Origin of the sequence: Pseudonocardia sp. D17 (assembly GCF_036984265.1) — a bacterium.
Classification (GTDB): Bacteria; Actinomycetota; Actinomycetes; order Mycobacteriales; family Pseudonocardiaceae; genus Pseudonocardia; species Pseudonocardia benzenivorans.
In genome coordinates, this window is record NZ_BPRG01000107.1 from 55401 (window position 1) to 71996 (window position 16596).

The following is a 16596-nucleotide window of genomic DNA, read 5'->3' on the forward strand; positions in this document are numbered from 1 at the left end:
CGCCTCGGGCGTGCCGGTGCCCCGGCGCCCTGTACCGGGCGCCCCCGTACCGGGCGCCGGGGGATCAGGCGCCGGGGGATCAGGCGCCGCGGGATCAGGCGTTGCCGTCGAACAGGCTGGTGACCGAGCCGTCGTCGAAGACCTGGTGGATGGCCTCGGCCAGCAGCGGGGCGATCGAGATGACCGTCATGCCGGGGAAGCGCTTCTCCTCGGGGATCGGCAGCGTGTCGGTGAAGATCACCTCGGAGGCGCCGCACGTCGACAGGCGCTCGACGGCCGGCCCGGACAGCACCCCGTGGGTGGCGGCGATGACGACGTCGCGGGCGCCCTCGCGCAGCAGCACCTCGGCCGTCTTCGAGACCGTCCCGCCGGTGTCGATCATGTCGTCGATCACGACGCATGTGCGCCCGTCGACCTCGCCGACGACCCGGTTGGCGACGGCCTCGTTGGGCTTGCGCGGGTCGCGCGTCTTGTGGATGAACGCCAGCGGGGTGCCGCCGAGGGTCTCCGCCCAGCGCTCGGCGAGCCGCACGCGGCCGGAGTCGGGTGAGACGACGGCGAGATCGCGGTCGGCGTACTTCTGCTTGATGTGGTCGGCCAGCACCGGCAGCGCGAACAGGTGGTCCACGGGCCCGTCGAAGAAGCCCTGGATCTGTGCCGTGTGCAGGTCGACGGTCATGATCCGGTCGGCGCCCGCGACGAGGAACATGTCGGCGATCAGCCGCGCGGAGATCGGCTCCCGGCCGCGGTGCTTCTTGTCCTGCCGGGCGTAGCCCCAGAACGGCATCACGACGGTGATCCGCTTGGCCGAGGCGCGCTTGAGCGCGTCGACCATGATCAGCTGCTCCATCACGGCGTCGTTGATCGGCGCGGAGTGCGACTGCAGGACGAACGCGTCGCAGCCGCGGACCGACTCCTCGAAGCGGACGAAGATCTCGCCGTTGGCGAAGGTGTAGGCCGACTGCGGCGTGATGGTGACGTCGAGCTCCTTGGCCACCTGGTCGGCCAGCTCGGGGTGTGCCCGCCCGGAGAAGAGCATCAGGTTCTTCTTCGGGGTCGCGAAGATCGCGCTCACCGTCGTGTGCCTCCTCGGCCGGTTCGGCCGGCGTCGTCCGTGGCGGGTGCGGCGGGGGCCGCTCCGTCGAGCTGGGCGGCGGCCGCCTCGGCGCGCTCGGCGGCCTCGGCCGCCGGCGTCCCGGGGCGCTTGCGCCGGACCCACCCTTCGATGGTGCGCTGTGACCCGGCCGACACGGCGAGCGCCCCCGGTGGGACGTCGTCGCGCAGCACGGTGCCCGCGCCGGTGTACGCACCGTCGCCGACCTGCACGGGAGCGATGAACATCGTGTCGGAACCCGTGCGCACGTGCGATCCGACCACCGTCCGGCGCTTGGTCACGCCGTCGTAGTTGACGAACACCGACGAGGCGCCGATGTTGCTCATCTCACCGATCGTCGCGTCGCCGACGTAGGTCAGGTGCGGGACCTTGCTGCCCGCACCGATGTCGGAGTTCTTGACCTCGACGAAGGTGCCGATCTTGCCGCGCTCGCCGAGGTGCGCCCCCGGCCGCAGGAACGCGTAGGGGCCGACGGACGCGCCCGCGCCGATCGTCGAGCTGCTGCCGTGGGTGCGCACGACGATCGCGCCCGCACCGATCTCGACGTCGGTCAGCGTCGTGTCGGGGCCGACCTGGGCGCCTCCGGCGACGGAGGTGGTCCCGTGCAGTTGGGTGCCGGGGTGCAGGACGACGTCGGCCTCCAGCCGGACCTGCACGTCGATCCACGTCGTCGCCGGATCGACGACCGTGACGCCCTCGAGCATCCAGCCGCGCACCACGCGGCGGTTGAGCTCCGCGCCCGCCTCGGCGAGCTGGACCCGGTCGTTGACGCCGCGGACGAGCCAGGGGTCGTCGGAGTGCAGGGTGCCGACCCGGTGCCCGTCGGCGACCGCGATCGCGACGAGGTCGGTGAGGTAGAGCTCGCCCTGCGCGTTGTCGGTGGTCAGGCGGGTGAGCCCGGAGCGCAGGAAGTCGGCGTCGAACGCGTAGATGCCCGAGTTGACCTCGGTGATCGCGCGCTGCTCGGCCGTCGCGTCCTTCTGCTCGACGATCGCCGTGACCCCGTCGGCGCCCGCGACGATGCGGCCGTAGCCGGTCGGGTCGTCGAGGGTCGTGGTCAGCACGGTCATGACGGAGCCGTGCGCCTCGTGCAGCGCCCGCAACGCCTCGGGCACGAGCAGCGGGATGTCGCCGTAGGTGACCAGCACGGTGCCGGAGAGGTCCGCGGGCAGGGCGGCGAGGCCGCAGGAGACCGCGTCGCCGGTGCCGTTCTGCTGCTCCTGGACGGCGGTCACGACGGGGCGGGCCAGCGCGTCGGCCATCGCCGCGACGGCGGGCTCGACCTGGTCGCGCCCGTGCCCGACGACGACCACGAGGTGCTCGGGCTCCAGTGCGGCGACGGCGTGCACCGCGTGGCCGAGCAGGCTGCGCCCGCCGATGGCGTGCAGCACCTTCGGCGTCGCCGAACGCATCCGCTTGCCCTCGCCCGCCGCGAGGACCACCACCGCCGCGGGCGGCGCCGCGCGGGTCGCCCCGGCGGCGGGCGCCGGGCCGGTCGGGCGGGGGGTGGACGAAGCGTCCCCGTCGGGCCGGGCGGGCCCGTCGAGACGGTCGGGCATGAGCCGCACTCCTCGGTCGTCGCTCACGGGTCCGTACGTCGGCCGGGGTGCCGGCCGGACGCGATGCAGCACGTCGCGACGCCCGGACGGCTGAATCGTACGGGGTCGCGCGGCGGGCCCCGACCGCGCACCGGCGTCGTCCGGTTGGTCGCCGATGGTCGGTTCGTAACCCTCCGCGGCCGTCGTCGTTGAGTCACCCGGTCGGGTGGACGACGTGGAAGCGGCGGGTGAGGTCGGTGGGCAGGCACAGTGCGGCCGGGCGCGGGGCAGCCGGGCGCAGTGGGGTCGCGCGCGGGGCGGCCGGGCACGGGGCAGCCGGGCACGGGGCAGCCGGGCACGGGGCGGGACGGTCGCGGCTCGCGGCGATGCCGCGCGTCCGCGCCACGATCGCACTCGGGCTCGCGGGCCTGGGCGCGCTCGGTGGCACCGGCGTCGGGTCGGCCGAACCGCTGCGTCCCGTCGAGGCGCCCCTCGTCGACGGGACGCCGTGCACCGTCGCCGCGCGGGCCTGTGTCTCGATCGGCGCCAAGCAGGCCTGGCTGCTCGACGACGGGCGCGTCGTCCGCGGGCCGGTCGCGGTCAGCACCGGCGGGGCGGGCAAGGAGACCCCGCGGGGCGCGTTCGGCGTCGAGTGGAAGAACCGCGACCACCGCAGCGCCGAGTTCGGCGGGGCGCCCATGCCGTTCGCGGTCTTCTTCGCGCCCGGCGGCATCGCCTTCCACGAGGGCGACACGCGGACGGGGTCGGCCGGGTGCGTGCGGCTCGCACGCGCCGACGCGGAGGCGTTCCACGACTTCCTCGCGGTCGGCGACCGCGTCGAGATCGTCTGACGGGCGCAGGGGCCCGATGCCGGAGATCGTGTGACATCGGTGGCCGAGTCGGGCCGTCGGGGGGAAGACTCGGCCGCGACGCCCGACACACCCCGATCAGGAGGACGGCGATGCCCACCCGTACCGCACGCACGGCCTGGAACGGCACCCTCGAGCAGGGTTCCGGCCAGGTGGAGCTGAGCAGCAGCCACGTCGGCACCTACGACGTCAACTTCCCCAAGCGGGCAGCCGACGACGCCGGCGGCACCACGAGCCCCGAGGAGCTGATCGCGGCCGCGCACTCGTCCTGCTACGCCATGCAGCTCTCGGCCCTGATCGGCGAGGCGGGCGGCACGCCCGAGTCGCTCGACGTGACGGCAGACGTCACGCTGGGCCCCGACCCGGCCGGCGGGTTCCGCATCAGCGGCATCAAGCTGACCGTCCGCGGTGAGGTCACGGGCCTCGACGCCGAGGGCTTCGCCAAGGCCGCCGACGCCGCGAAGGCCGGTTGCCCGGTGAGCAAGGCGCTGACGGGCACGACGATCACGCTGGACGCAGCGCTGGAGTGACGAGGCGCCGGGCGGGGAAGAACTGCTCCGCCGCCAGGATTCGAACCTGAACCATCGGAACCAAAATCCGAGGTGCTGCCATTACACCACGGCGGACAGGCCTCCATCCTGGCACGACGCCCGCCCGCTCCTCGCCCCGCACCCGCGACGCCCGCCGGGCCCTGTGACGATCATCGCAGCTGACGATCATCGCGGCCGGGCGGGCGTCGTCGTATGTCCACGTCGGATTCACGGGCTTCGTGCCGGTTCGACTCAGCGGGCCGCAACATATTCGTTACCCTCTGCGGGTAGACGGTCCTCACCGACCGCGCTCCCGATCCGAGAGGTGCCGCATGACCGCAGAGGCCGCCGCCGCGCGACCGACCGAGGCCCCGGCCGTTCCGGCCGCGGAGGCCGACGGGGCCGACGGGACGACGCCAGCAGGCGCCAACATCGCCCGGCCGATCATCGGCGCCACCCGCTCGGGTTGGCAGCAGGGTCTGGTCTGGCTGTTCGTCGTCGGGCCGATGCTGGCCCTGCTGGCCACGGTGCCCGTCGTGTGGGGCTGGGGCCTCGGCTGGCACGACGTGGTCATCGCCGCGATCTTCTACACCGTCGGGATTCTGGGCGTGACCGTCGGCTACCACCGGCACTTCACCCACAAGTCCTTCAAGGCCAAGCCGTGGCTGCGCGTCATCCTCGCGATCGGCGGCGCGCTCGCGGTGCAGGGCTCGGTGTTCGCCTGGGTGGCCGACCACCGCCGGCACCACGCCTTCTCCGACAAGGAGGGCGACCCGCACTCCCCGTGGCGCTACGGCACCTCGCTGGTCGCCGTCGCGCGTGGTTTCGTCTGGGCGCACATGGGCTGGCTGTTCGAGCGTCGCAAGACCAACTACCAGCGCTTCATCCCCGACCTGCTGGCCGACCGGGCCATCCGGATGGTCAGCAAGCTGTTCGGGGTCTGGGTGCTGGTCAGCCTGGCCCTGCCGGCCCTGATCGGCGGGCTCGTCACCTGGTCGTGGGCGGGCGCGCTCACCGGCTTCTTCTGGGGCGGTCTCGTCCGCATGGCCGTGTCGCACCACGTGACCTGGTCGATCAACTCGATCTGCCACATGTTCGGCGAGCGTCCGTTCCGCTCGCGCGACAAGTCCCGCAACTTCTGGCCGCTCGCGATCCTGTCGATGGGCGAGTCCTGGCACAACCTGCACCACGCGGACCCGACGTGCGCCCGGCACGGCGTGCTGCGCGGGCAGATCGACATCTCCGCGCGGCTGATCTGGTTCTTCGAGAAGTTCGGCTGGGCCTGGGAGGTCCGCTGGCCGACGCCGCGTCGGCTGGAGAAGCTCAAGACCACCTGAGCAGGTCGCGGTCACCCATTTGCGGCGCACTGCGGTCACGGCGCGTGGGCAGCGACGGCGACGGCGCACGTGGAACACTGATCGGGTTGGTCCTCCCGTCCCGTTCGCTCGAGGTGGCCCGAGGCGAGGACGTCGTCCCGCACCGTCGCGGGCCCGGACGCCCGTGCCCGGCCGGCCGCCGGAGAGGTGGCCCCCGATGCTGAGTTTGCTCCCGGAGCGACTCGACCGGATGCTGCTGCTGGGCGTGCACTGCAACGAGATCGCGATCGGTGCGGGCGGCACGTTGCTGGAGATGTGCCGGGCGCACCCGGGCGTCCAGGTCAGCGCGCTGGTGCTCACCGGCGGGGGCTCGTTGCGCGAGGAGGAGGAACGCTCGGCGCTGGCCGCGTTCTGCCCGGGCGCCAAGGTCGACGTGACGGTTCTCGACCTGCCCGACGGTCGGCTGACCACGCGGTGGGACCGGGCCAAGCAGGCCGTCGAGGACATGGCCGCGCACGGCGACCCGGACATCGTCTTCGCGCCGTCGCCGCACGACACCGACCCGGACCTGCGGACCCTCGCCGACATCGTCCCGACGGTCTTCCGCGACCACCTGACGTTCTGCTACGAGATCGTGAAGTGGGAGAACGACCTCGCGCTGCCGTCGGTCTACCTGCCGCTGGCCGAGCCGGTGCTGCGGGAGAAGGTCGCGAAGCTGCACGAGCACTACGGTTCGCAGCGCGACCGCAGCTGGTTCGACCCCGAGACGTTCGGCGGGCTGGCCCGCATCCGGGGGATCCAGTGCCGCGCGCGGTACGCCGAGGCGTTCCACGTCCCACGGATCGTGCTGGCCGTCGCCCCGCTGACCGGCACCGGCCCGGAGCCGGTCTGACCGGCGGCCCATCCGTCCGAACGACCCCGAGGAGGAGCGGAAGCCCATGTGCCGCAACATTCGCACCCTGCACAACTTCGAGCCGCCCGCCACCGACGACGAGGTGCACGGCGCCGCGCTGCAGTACGTCCGCAAGATAAGCGGGGCGGCGAAGCCGTCGAAGGCCAACGAGGAGGCGTTCGCCGCGGCCGTCGCCGCCGTCGAGGAGGCCACCCGCAGGCTGCTCGACGAGCTGGTCACGACGGCACCACCGCGCGACCGCGAGGTGGAGGCGATGAAGGCGCGGGCCCGCGCGGCCGCCCGCTACGGGAGCTGACCCGCTGGCTACCGTCACGGGGTGCCACGCAGCTACCTCCGCTTCCCGCATCTCCACGGTGACACGCTGGTCTTCACGGCCGAGGACGACGTCTGGACCGCACCGCTCGCGGGGGGCCGCGCCTACCGGCTGACCGCCGACGACGTGCCGGTGTCGCGGCCACGGTTGTCGCCGGACGGGACCCGGGTGGCCTGGACGTCGACGCGCGAGGGCGCGCAGGAGGTGTTCGTCACCGACCTCGACGGCGGGGGAGCCCGGCGGCTGACGTGGTTCGGCGGCGCGCGCACCGTCGGCTGGCGCGGTTCGGGCGCCGACGCCGAGGTGGTCGTCCTCAGCGCGGCCGGCGAGGCGTCGGCCCGGCGTACCTGGGCGTACGCGATCCCGGCGGCGGGCGGTGCGCCGCGGCGGCTCGACTACGGGCCGGTGTCCGACGTCGCGACGGCCGCCGACCGGCCCGCGGTCCTGCTCGGCACGACGATGTCGCGCGAGATGGCCTGGTGGAAGCGCTACCGCGGCGGCACGGCCGGCAAGCTGTGGTGGGACCCGGAGGGCACCGGCGAGTTCCGCAGGCTCGCCGCGGAGCTGGGCGGCCAGATCGACTCGCCGATGCTCGTGGGCGACCGGATCGCGTTCCTGTCCGACCACGAGGGCTGGGGGAACGTCTACTCCCTGCCGCTCGACCGCAACGGCGCCGGCGCGGACGACTCGCTCGAGGGCCTGCTGCGGCACACCGACCACGGCGCCGACGGCGCGCCCGCCTTCTACGCCCGGCACGCGTCGACCGACGGCACCCGCGTCGTCTACGAGTCGGCGGGTGAGCTGTACCTGCTCGACGACCTGACCGCCGACTCGGCGCCGCGCCGGCTCGACATCGCACTGGGCGGTCCGCGGACCGACCGCGAACCGTTCCGGATCACGACGGACCGCTGGCTCGACCGGGCCGCCCCCGACCGCACCGGCCGGGCGAGCATCGCGCAGGTCCGCGGCACCGTGCACCGGCTGACCCACCGCGACGGCCCGGCCAGGACGCTGCTCGCCCAGCCCGGGGTCCGGGCGCGGCTGGCCCAGCCGCTCGGCGACGACCGGGCACTGTGGATCGACGACGCCGAGGGCGAGGACGCCGTCGTCGTCGCGCCACTGGACCCGCGGGCCGACGGCGCACCCGCCCTCGTCCGGCACGCGGCGGGCCGGGTCGGGCGGGTCCTCGAGCTGGCCGCGGCGCCCGACGGGAGCACCGCGGCGATCGCGACGCACGACGGCAGGCTGCTGGTCCTCGACATCGGTTCGGGGGAGCTGCGCGAGCTGGCCCGCGGTGCCGACGGCGAGGTCTCCGGCGTCGCCTACTCGCCCGACAGCGCCTGGCTGACCTACGCCGACCCCGTCGAGACCGGGCTGTCGCGGATCATGATCGCCCGGCTGGCCGACGACACGCTCGTCGAGGTGACGCCGCCGCGGTTCGTCGACAGGCACCCGGTGTTCACCGCCGACGGCAAGTACCTCGCGTTCCTGTCGCTGCGCACGTTCGACCCGATCTACGACGAGCACTCGTTCGACCTGACGTTCCCCGCGTCGTGGCGGCCGTTCCTCGTGCCGCTGGCCGCGCGCACACCGTCGCCGTTCGGGGCGTCGCCCGACGGCAGGCCCACGACCAGCGCCGACGAGGGGCCCGAGGACCTGCCGGCGACCGACCCCGCCGACGGCGAGGCCGACACCGATCCCGACGCCGCGAGCGCGGACGCGGGGGAGAAGGCGGGCGACGAGACGGCCCCGGAGAAGGACGACGCCGTCGTCGTCGACGTGGACGGGCTGCCCGGACGGGTCGTCCCGATCCCGGTCGCGGAGGGCAGGCTGCGCGGGCTCGGCGCGGCCAGGGACTGCCTGCTGTGGCTGCGCAACCCCGTGTCCGGCGTGCTCGGCGAGGGCCGGGAGCTCACCGGCGACCGCGGCCCGCGCCCGGTGCTCGAGCGCTACGACCTGGTGCGGCGCAAGGTCGACGTGATCGCCGACCCGGTGTCGTCGTACGAGGTCAGCGGCGACGGGAACCGGCTCGTCGTGCGCGACGGGAGCACCGTGCGGGTGCTGCGCTCGGACCGGTCGGGCTCGTCGGCGCCGTCGGACTCCGACGCCGACGAGTTCGAGATCGACCTGTCGCGGATCACCGTCACCGTCGACCCGGCGGCCGAGTGGCGGCAGATGTTCGACGAGGCCGGCCGCCTGATGCGCGACCACTTCTGGGTCGAGGACATGGCCGACGTCGACTGGGCCGGTGAGCTGGCCCGGTACCGGCCACTGGTCGACGCCGTCGGGAGCAAGGACGACCTGGTCGACCTGCTGTGGGAGCTGCAGGGCGAGCTGGGGTCCTCGCACGCCTACGTCATCGGCGGCGGGGGCGGCGGCGACTGGTCGGGGCGGCCCGGGCTGCTCGGCGCCGATCTCGAACGCGCCGAGGAGGGCTGGCGGATCACGCGGGTGCTGCCGCCGGAGACCTCGGCGACCCGGGCCCGCAGCCCGCTGGCCGATCCCGGCGTCGACGTCGGCCCGGGCGACGTCCTGCTGGAGGTCGCGGGCCGGCCCGTCGATCCCGAGCTCGGCCCGGCGCCGTTGCTGGTCGGGACGGCCGACCAGCTCGTCGAGCTGACCGTGCGCAAGGCCGACGGGGAGGTGCGGCGCGTCGTCGTCCGCCCGCTCCACGACGACCTGCCGCTGCGCTACCAGAACTGGGTCAACGCCAAGCGGACGTTCGTCGCGGAGCGCTCCGGCGGGCGGCTGGGCTACCTGCACGTGCCCGACATGGTCGCGAGCGGCTGGGCGCAGCTGCACCGCGACCTCGGCCGGGAGACCAGCCGCGACGGCCTCGTCGTCGACGTGCGGGGCAACTCGGGCGGACACACGTCGCAGCTGGTCATCGAGAAGCTGGCCCGCAAGGTGATCGGCTGGGACGTCGTGCGGCACCGCCAGCCCCAGACCTACCCGGGCGACGCGCCGCGCGGCCCCCTCGTCGCGCTGGCCGACGAGCACTCGGGCTCCGACGGCGACATCGTCACCGCGGCGTTCAAGCGGCTGGGACTGGGCCCGGTCGTCGGCACCCGGACCTGGGGCGGGGTCATCGGCATCGACAGCCGCTACGGGCTGGTCGACCGCACCAGGGTGACGCAGCCGCGCTACTCGTTCTGGTTCGACGACGTCGCCTGGGACGTGGAGAACCACGGCGTCGACCCGGACGTGGAGGTCGTGATCACGCCGCAGGACTGGGCGGCGGGGCGCGACCCCCAGCTGGAGACGGCCGTGCGGCTGGCCCTGGACGCGCTGGAGAGCACGCCCGCCGTCCGCCCGCCCGACCCGGCGACGCGCCCGTCGCGCCGCCGTCCGGAACTGCCGCCCCGGGGGTGAACCCGGAGCGACATCGGGGGTCTCCCCCATGCCGCGAGGTCGGGAAGTGGGATGCAATGGCCCCTCACACGGAGGGGGAAGACCCATGATCGAGGTGCGAGGCCTCACCAAGCGCTACCGCGCCACGGTCGCCGTCGACGACCTGAGCTTCGACGTGCGGCCCGGCGTCGTCACCGGGTTCCTGGGACCCAACGGCGCCGGCAAGTCGACGACGATGCGGATGGTCCTCGACCTCGATCGTCCCGACGCGGGCGAGGTCCGGATCGACGGCCGCCGCTACCGGGAGCTGAGCCGTCCGATGCGGACGGTCGGGGCGCTGCTCGACGCGAAGTGGGTGCACCCCAACCGCTCGGCCCGCCAGCACCTGCGCTGGATGGCGGCGGCGTCGGGCATCCCGGCCTCGCGCGCCGACGAGGTGCTCGAGACGGTCGGCCTGACGTCGGTCGCGGGCAAGCGCGCGGGCACCTTCTCGCTCGGCATGGCGCAGCGCCTCGGGATCGCGGGCGCCCTGCTCGGCGACCCGCCGGTGCTGATGTTCGACGAGCCGGTCAACGGGCTCGACCCGGAGGGCATCCGCTGGATCCGCACGCTGATGCAGCGGCTCGCCGCGGAGGGGCGCACCGTGTTCGTGTCCAGCCACCTGCTCTCGGAGATGGCGCTGACCGCGCAGGAGCTCGTCGTCATCGGCCGCGGGCGGCTGATCTCCCAGGGCCCGACCACGGCGTTCGTCGACGGTGCCGCGGGCTCGGCGGTCCTGGTCCGCAGCCCCGCGATCGCGCAGCTCGTGCCGATCGTCCAGGCCGCGGGCTTCGCCGTGGTCCCGGACCCGTCCGGCGGGGCCAGGGTGAGCGGCGCGACGACCGAGCAGGTCGGCGACCTCGCCGCCGCCCACGGACTGGCACTGCACGAGCTGACGCTGCTGCGCGGCTCGCTCGAGGAGGCGTTCATGCAGATCACGGGTCGCGACGTCGAGTTCACGGCAGGCGGGCCCACGTCGCGGTCGGCGGTCCCTGCGGTCGGGCAGGCCGGAGGGCCCCCGCCCGCGGTTCCCGACGGTCTCGCGGCGCGCGACCGCCGGACGGAGGTGCAGTCGTGAGCGCCGTCACCGCCGAGCGCGTCAAGCTGATGTCCACCCGCTCGCCGTGGTGGACGAGCGCTGTCGCGGTCGTGATCGTCATCGGGTTGACCGCGATCGTCGTGGCCACCTGGAGCCCCGCCGACGGCCCCGTGCCGTTCGCCGTCGCAGGCTACTTCGCGACGTTCGGCATGGTCGTCGTGATGGTGATGGCGGCGGTCGCGGTCACCTCGGAGTACCGCTTCGGGACGATCCGCACCACGTTCCAGGCCGTCCCGCGCCGGACGCCGGCCCTGCTGGCGAAGGCCGCCGTCGTGGTGCCGGTGGCCGGCGTGGTCGGGCTCGTCGCCGGCTTCGGGGCCTGGGGGGCGGCGTGGCTGATCTCGCCGACCGCGATGTCGCTGTCGACGGGGGCCGAGTGGCGGATCGTCGCCGGCACCGGGCTGGTGTGGGCGATCGCCGCGGTGGTCGCGCTGGCCGTCGGCATCCTGGTCCGCCAGACCGCCGGCGCGGTCACGATCCTGCTGGTCTGGGCGCTGCTGCTCGAGAACCTCGTCGGCCTGATCCCGCGCGTCGGAGCGGACATCCAGGGCTGGCTGCCGTTCGTGAACGCGACGAACTTCCTCACCGGGGGCGGCGGTGAGGCCGGCGCCACGCCGTCCATGTCGGCCATGGCGTTCGGGCCGTGGGGCTCGCTGGCCTGGTTCGCGGGGATCGCCGTGGTGCTGATGGCGATCGCGCTCGTGGTCGCGAACCGGCGCGACGCCTGACGCGCGCTCGCCCGACGGGCTCGTGAGCGGCACGCGGCGCCTGGGCGTCCCGCCCCGTGGTGGGCGCGTAGGCTCGGAAGACGAAGGCCCCACCCGGGCGACGACCCGGGGAGGGGTCTGTCTCGCGTGCCCCGCTTCGCTAGGAGTCCCCCGTCGTGATCGCGGCCCCCCTCTCCGGCCTGCTCTCCGCCACCACCCCCGCGCTCGGCGACGTGCTCGACGCCGTCGCGGCGCTCGACCCCCGTACCGCGACGACCCCTGCGCTGAAGGTCGAGGGCCCGTCGGCGCTGCGCCCCTTCCTGGCGTCGGCGATCGTCGCGGCGGGCCCGACCGTGCTCGCCGTGACCGCGACCGACCGCGAGGCCGAGGACCTGGCCGCCGCCGCGTCCGACCTGATCGGCGGCGAGGCCGTCGCGGTCCTCCCGTCGTGGGAGACGCTGCCGCACGAGCGGCTCTCGCCGCGCCCCGACACCGTCGGGCGCCGGCTGACGATCTTCCGCGCGCTCGCGGGCGGCGACACCCCGATCCGGCTGGTCACCGCCGCCGCGCGCAGCCTGATCCAGCCCATCGCGCCCGGGCTGGGCACCCTCGACCCGGTCCGGCTGCGCGTCGGCACCGAGTACGAGTTCGAGCTGCTGCTGGAGCGGCTCGTCGAGCTGGCCTACACCCGCGTCGAGATGGTCACCGAGCGCGGCGAGTTCGCGGTCCGCGGCGGCATCGTCGACCTCTTCGTCCCGACGGCCGAGCATCCGTTGCGCATCGAGTTCTGGGGCGACGAGGTCAGCGAGCTGCGCTCGTTCGCGGTGGCCGACCAGCGCTCGGTCGACGTCGTCGAGGAGGTCGTCGCGCCGGCGTGCCGCGAGCTGCTGCTCACCGCGCCGGTCCGCGAGCGCGCCGCCGAGCTGGCCCGCGTCCACGAGAACACCCCGCAGCTGCGCGAGCTGCTCGAGAAGCTGGCGCAGGGCATCCCCGCGGAGGGCATGGAGTCGCTGATCCCGGCCCTGGTCGGGGACGAGATGCAGCTGCTCACCGACCTGCTGCCCGCGGGCTCGGTCGTCCTGGTGGCCGATCCCGAGCGGCTGCGCACCCGCGCCCGCGACCTCGTGCGCACGGGCCAGGAGTTCCTGGAGGCGTCGTGGCTCGCGGCGTCGCTGGGCACCGACGACGTCGCCGCGGGCGCCGCCGCCCCGATCGACCTGGGGGCCTCGGCCTACCGTGACCTCGGCGAGGTCCTCGCGCACGCGACGACGACGGGGCGGCCCGTCGTCACGCTCTCGCCGCTGCTCTCCGGGGCCGACGACGTGCTGGTCCCCCAGGTGCACGAGATCGAGTCCTACCGCGGCGACACCGACCGCGCGCTCGTCGACCTGCGCGCACACACCGCCACCGGCGGCGCCGCGGTCTTCGTCGTGGCCGGTCAGGGCACGGCGCAACGCTCGCTGGAGCAGCTGCGCGACACCGAGGTCCCCGCGGTGCTCGTCGAGGACCTCGCCGAGGCCCCGGACAAGGGCCTGGTCACGGTGACCTGCGGCCGCGTCGCCGACGGGTTCACCGCCGCCGGCATCGGGCTCGTCGTGCTCAGCGAGGCCGACGTCACCGGCAGCCGGGCCGGGCTGGAGGCCACCGCCCGCAAGATGCCGGCCCGCCGGCGCAACGCGGTCGACCTCGCCGTGCTGCAGCCCGGCGACTTCGTCGTGCACAGCCAGCACGGCATCGGGAAGTTCGTCGAGATGCGCGAGCGGACGGTGCAGGGCGCGACGCGCGAGTACCTGGTGCTGGAGTACGCGTCGTCCAAGCGCGGCCAGCCCGCCGACCGCCTGTTCGTCCCGACGGACGCGCTCGACGAGATCAGCCGCTACGTCGGCGGCGAGCAGCCGACGCTCAACAAGCTCGGCGGGGCCGACTGGTCGAAGACGAAGAGCAGGGCGCGCAAGGCCGTCCGCGACATCGCCGCGGGCCTGGTGCAGCTCTACGCCGCCCGGCAGGCCTCGCCCGGGCACGCGTTCGCGAGCGACAGCCCCTGGCAGCGCGAGCTCGAGGACGCCTTCCCGTTCACCGAGACCCCCGACCAGCTCGCGGCCATCGACGAGGTCAAGGCCGACATGGAGCGGCCCGTCCCGATGGACCGGGTCATCTCCGGCGACGTCGGCTTCGGCAAGACCGAGATCGCGGTGCGTGCGGCGTTCAAGGCGGTCCAGGACGGCAAGCAGGTCGCCGTCCTCGTCCCGACGACGCTGCTCGCCACCCAGCACCTCGCGACGTTCTCCGACCGCATGCGTGCCTTCCCCGTCACGGTGAAGGGCCTGTCGCGGTTCACCGACGCCGCCGAGGCCAGGGCGACGATCGAGGGGCTCGCCGACGGCACGGTCGACGTCGTCGTCGGCACCCACCGGCTGCTGCAGACCGGGGTCCGCTGGAAGGACCTCGGCCTGGTGATCGTCGACGAGGAGCAGCGCTTCGGCGTCGAGCACAAGGAGCACATCACCGCGCTGCGCGCCCACGTCGACGTGCTGACGCTGTCGGCGACGCCGATCCCGCGCACCCTGGAGATGAGCCTGGCCGGCATCCGCGAGATGTCGACGATCACCACCCCGCCCGAGGCACGCCACCCCACGCTGACCTACGTCGGGGCCTACGACCCCAAGCAGGTCGGCGCCGCCATCCGCCGCGAGCTGCTGCGCGACGGGCAGGTCTTCTACGTCCACAACCGGGTGTCGACCATCGACCGCGCCGCCCGGACGGTCCAGGAGCTGGTGCCCGAGGCGCGGATCGCCGTCGCGCACGGCCAGATGAACGAGGACGTCCTCGAACGCACGGTCAACGGCTTCTGGCACCGCGAGTTCGACGTGCTCGTCTGCACGACGATCGTCGAGAACGGGCTGGACATCTCCAACGCGAACACGCTGATCGTCGAGCGCTCGGACACGCTGGGCCTGTCGCAGCTGCACCAGCTGCGAGGCCGCGTCGGCCGCGGTCGCGAGCGCGGGTACGCCTACTTCCTGTACCCGCCGGACACCCCGCTCACCGAGACCGCCCACGACCGGCTCGCGACGATCGCGCAGCACTCCGGTCTCGGCTCGGGCGCGGCCGTCGCGATGAAGGACCTGGAGATCCGCGGTGCCGGCAACATCCTGGGCGCCGAGCAGTCCGGGCACATCGCGGGCGTCGGCTTCGACCTCTACATCCGGCTGGTCGGCGAGGCGGTCGCCACCTTCCGCAAGCAGGCCGGGTCGCAGGGCGCCGACGAGCCCGAGCCGCTGGCCGAGGTGCGCATCGACCTGCCGATCGACGCGCACGTCCCGCACGACTACGTGACGGGGGAGCGGCTGCGCCTGGAGGTGTACCGCAAGATCGCGGAGGCGCCCGACCAGCAGGCCCTCGACGCGCTCGTCGACGAGCTCACCGACCGCTACGGCGAGCCGCCCGAGCCGGTGCGCAACCTGCTGGCCGTCGCCGCGTTCCGGCAGGCCTGCCGGGCGCGCGGCGTCGGCGAGGTCACCGTGGCCGGCAACGTGGTGCGCGTGGGTCCGGTCGACCTGGCGGACTCCGCGCAGCTGCGGCTCAAGCGGCTCTACCCGAAGGCCGTCTACAAGCCCGCGGCCCGGCTGGTGACGGTGCCGCGCCCGGCGGCGGGCAACCGGATCGGCGGGGCCCCGCTGCGCGACGTCGAGCTGCTGGACTGGGCGGCGCGGCTGCTGGACGACCTGACGGGCACCCCGGCGGCCGTCCCGGCGGGCTGACCTGGCGGCGTCGCGGGTGGCGTCGGGCGTGGGCGTCGCGGGTGGGCGTCCCGGGTGGGCGTCCCGGGTGGGCAGAGCCCTCGGCGGGGCGCCGAACGGCACGTGAGAGGGTGGGGCCGTGCGCAGCAGGGTGATCCGGGCAATCGCCGTCACGTCGATCCTCGGCGCCGTCGTCGCCGGGTGCGGCAGCGGGCCCAGCCAGGTCGGCTCCGCGGTCATCGTCGGCGACTCGGCGGCCCGGCTCGCCGACGTCGACTCGACGCTGGACACGTTGCTGGCCAACCCGAAGTTCTCCGCCCAGCTCACCAAGGCCGGCGTCACGCCGGACATGGTGACGCGCGAGATCGTCGGCCGTGCGGTCATCCACGACCTGATCCGCGCCGAGGCGGCCGCCACCGGACTCTCGGTGAGCGACGCCGAGATCGACCAGACGATCGCCGCCGACGACCGCACGACCGACGACAACCAGCCGGCCGCGCAGCCGCTCGAGTCGCCGATCGCGATGTACGGCGACCCGGCCGCGCGCCGTGAGGCCGTCCGCGACGACCTGTTGCTGGTCAAGCTCGGGCAGCGCGAGATCGACTCGCTCGACGTCGCGGTCCAGGTCGGGCAGACCGGCTCCGCCGCCGACGCGCAGGCCAAGGCGCAGCTGGCGCTGGCCGGTGGCGCGGCGGCCGACCAGTTCTTCGGCGGTCCCGCGCAGGCCGTCTCGGCCTCGCAGATCGTCCCCGGGTTCGCGCAGGCCCCGCCGTACGCGTGGTCGCTGCTGGGCACCCCGGCCGGCGGCGTGATCGTCGTCAACCCGCAGCAGGGCAGCAACACGTGGACGATCGCGAAGGTGCAGTCGCGCACGACGACGCCCCCCGGCCGGGCGCCGGCGCCGTCGGACTCCTCGCAGCTCGATCCCAGCCTGCTCCTGACGTTCGGCCAGCACCTGCTGCAGCCGCGCGCGATGGCCACCGACATCCGGGTCAACCCGCGCTTCGGGGTGTGGGACCCGCTGTCCATGGCGGTCGTCGCCGAGGGGCAGGCCGCCGGCACCCTGT

12 protein-coding genes and 1 tRNA gene are annotated in these 16596 nt (G+C 74.2%); 10 read left to right on the forward strand and 3 right to left on the reverse strand.

Annotated elements, in window-relative coordinates; translation table 11 throughout:
• Window positions 1-94 precede the first annotated feature (94 nt).
• Window positions 95-1075: a ribose-phosphate diphosphokinase gene (locus PSD17_RS17715; protein ID WP_013673069.1), complete on the reverse strand. Its 981-nt coding sequence runs from the start codon at window positions 1073-1075 to the stop codon at window positions 95-97.
• Window positions 1072-2673 (reverse strand): bifunctional UDP-N-acetylglucosamine diphosphorylase/glucosamine-1-phosphate N-acetyltransferase GlmU, encoded by a 1602-nt coding sequence (gene glmU, locus PSD17_RS17720; protein ID WP_339123603.1) that lies wholly within the window; start codon window positions 2671-2673, stop codon window positions 1072-1074. Before glmU ends, PSD17_RS17715 begins: the two co-directional genes overlap by 4 nt.
• 365 nt (window positions 2674-3038) lie before the next feature.
• Between glmU and PSD17_RS17725 the strand changes: the two genes are divergently transcribed.
• Both PSD17_RS17725 and PSD17_RS17730 read left to right on the forward strand, forming a co-directional pair.
• Window positions 3039-3503, forward strand: coding sequence for a L,D-transpeptidase (locus PSD17_RS17725; protein ID WP_013673071.1), 465 nt, complete (start codon window positions 3039-3041; stop codon window positions 3501-3503).
• A gap of 110 nt (window positions 3504-3613) precedes the next feature.
• Window positions 3614-4051: an OsmC family peroxiredoxin gene (locus tag PSD17_RS17730; protein WP_013673072.1), complete on the forward strand. Its 438-nt coding sequence runs from the start codon at window positions 3614-3616 to the stop codon at window positions 4049-4051.
• Window positions 4052-4076: 25 nt separating this feature from the next.
• Here the strand turns inward: PSD17_RS17730 and PSD17_RS17735 are convergent.
• Window positions 4077-4147, reverse strand: a tRNA-Gln gene (locus PSD17_RS17735).
• A gap of 236 nt (window positions 4148-4383) precedes the next feature.
• Between PSD17_RS17735 and PSD17_RS17740 the strand changes: the two genes are divergently transcribed.
• From PSD17_RS17740 to PSD17_RS17775, 8 genes are all read left to right on the forward strand, one after another.
• Window positions 4384-5388, forward strand: coding sequence for an acyl-CoA desaturase (locus PSD17_RS17740; protein ID WP_013673073.1), 1005 nt, complete (start codon window positions 4384-4386; stop codon window positions 5386-5388).
• A 196-nt stretch (window positions 5389-5584) separates the two neighbouring features.
• A complete protein-coding gene (locus tag PSD17_RS17745) occupies window positions 5585-6259 on the forward strand; it encodes a PIG-L deacetylase family protein (protein ID WP_013673074.1) in 675 nt (224 codons plus the stop codon).
• Between the two features lie 46 nt (window positions 6260-6305).
• Window positions 6306-6575 carry a DUF2277 domain-containing protein gene (locus PSD17_RS17750; RefSeq protein WP_013673075.1) on the forward strand — a complete coding sequence of 90 codons (270 nt, stop codon included), beginning with the start codon at window positions 6306-6308 and terminating at the stop codon, window positions 6573-6575.
• Window positions 6576-6596: 21 nt separating this feature from the next.
• Window positions 6597-9965 (forward strand): S41 family peptidase, encoded by a 3369-nt coding sequence (locus PSD17_RS17755; RefSeq protein ID WP_339123607.1) that lies wholly within the window; start codon window positions 6597-6599, stop codon window positions 9963-9965.
• Between the two features lie 85 nt (window positions 9966-10050).
• Window positions 10051-11061, forward strand: a complete 1011-nt coding sequence (locus PSD17_RS17760; protein WP_103383998.1) for an ABC transporter ATP-binding protein — start codon at window positions 10051-10053, stop codon at window positions 11059-11061.
• Complete coding sequence (locus PSD17_RS17765; protein ID WP_103383997.1) at window positions 11058-11810, forward strand: hypothetical protein; 753 nt, start codon at window positions 11058-11060, stop codon at window positions 11808-11810. Before PSD17_RS17760 ends, PSD17_RS17765 begins: the two co-directional genes overlap by 4 nt.
• Before the next feature lie 155 nt (window positions 11811-11965).
• The gene (gene mfd / locus PSD17_RS17770) at window positions 11966-15550 is read left to right on the forward strand and encodes a transcription-repair coupling factor (protein ID WP_339123609.1); all 3585 of its coding nucleotides are present in this window, start codon (window positions 11966-11968) and stop codon (window positions 15548-15550) included.
• Window positions 15551-15668: 118 nt separating this feature from the next.
• Window positions 15669-16596, forward strand: a 928-nt coding sequence (locus PSD17_RS17775; protein WP_339123610.1) for a SurA N-terminal domain-containing protein, incomplete at its 3' end; no start/stop codon positions are given.